This is a genomic window from Helicobacter kayseriensis, from assembly GCF_021300655.1.
GTDB classification, from domain to species: Bacteria; Campylobacterota; Campylobacteria; order Campylobacterales; family Helicobacteraceae; genus Helicobacter_G; species Helicobacter_G kayseriensis.
Map to the genome: position 1 here is coordinate 1 of NZ_JAJTNB010000033.1, position 1,376 is coordinate 1,376.

The 1,376-nt window shown below is 36.9% G+C and carries 1 protein-coding gene and 1 pseudogene; both read right to left on the reverse strand.

Translation table 11 applies throughout. From position 1 onward, the window contains the following. On the reverse strand, positions 1–485 hold a 485-nt coding region (locus LW137_RS07080; RefSeq protein ID WP_233034957.1), incomplete at its 3' end, for a lysozyme. 12 nt (positions 486–497) lie between these two features. Further along, positions 498–1,376: pseudogene (locus LW137_RS07085) on the reverse strand (hypothetical protein); the annotation flags it as partial.

A 1,376-nucleotide genomic window follows, 5' to 3' on the forward strand; every position in this document is an offset into this window, starting at 1 on the left:
TTTTTACTCCTTTTAGTATAAATACCTTGTGCGTAAAGCTTGTGCTCGCTTTTTCTGCGATTAAGTAATCCAGCGTTTTCCTTGCCTCTAGAGTACTTCCATATTAACCAAGCATCTTCTAATGTGGCATAGTTTGAACCACTCTCTCCATTGATAAGCTTAACAACTGAAGAGTTCATGAAGCTATCTATCCCATCTCCTTCCCCCACTCCGATATTAAAAGCTAAAATCACCAGTGCATCAAATTGATGTTGTTTGAGCGGGACTTTGATCCTTTTATTCACTGCTTTTTCAAACTTCTCCAAATCTTTAGCAAGCAAAGCTTCTATTTCATTATCATTGAGTCCATCTTTGTAGTATGCCCATTCACTCTGTAAAATCAAATGTCCTACACCTATGGTTGCTCCTTCTGTCCAAGAAGAAATTTTTCCACCCGTGCGATCATCGTAAGGGAATCTTTTGGGTTCTTCCAAAGCTTTCAACATCTCTATTCCATCTTAACTGAGTTTCATTATTGTGTTTTTGCTTTTATTTTCTTTCTCATTGTTTCTTAGAGCTTCTGTTTTTTGATTGGATTGATTCTGTTCTTGTGAAGAACTTCCTGAATTTTTATCATTTTGTTCTCTCTCCTCATCACTCCCTCCCATAATGACTTCAAAGTCACATACATTGCCTACATGAGAAAGCTTGCTATCTAATCCCAATGCAAACTCTAAATCAATCTTTTGAAGTTGCGCAGGAGCAATCAATACTCTTAAATGCTCTATGATCCCCTCATCTTGCTCAAGATTTGAGCTATAGTGATTGAGAAGCTTAAAGCTTCCTATCCCATAATCTTTGTCTTTATATTCTTCTAGTGCATTTTTAAAGATCTTAGGAATCTTTGTAGGAATAATAAAAACAAGCCTTAAAGTAGAAAATCCAATCCTAGCTTTAGCTTCTTTGATTTCATAGTGTTTGTCATATTCTTGTTTGAGTATCTCTCCAATAGGATGAGAGATTTCTTTGAGCTTGAGTTCAATAGCTCTTAGAGCTTCTTCTTGCTCAATCTCTTTTCCATCATTAAAGAGATGATAAAGAGGAATATTGTCTCTTTGAAAGGGGCTATCTTTTAGATGCAATCTCAATCTTGGTTTTTCTAATACAACCCTAGAAGCAATCTCTTGAATATCTCCTCCTTCCCCTTGAACAATAGCAGGTTGAAAGAGTTCAAATTGATTGGGCTTAGGAGTGCATACCAAAGGAGTGCCCTTATCTGTTTGAATCATAGAAGCATATTCTTGCAAAGGCACTCCCTCACCATTAAACTTCTTTTGTGATAAAGCCAAGGGAGGAATGAGAACAACTTGTGTGCAAGGTCCTCCCATCACAAAGGG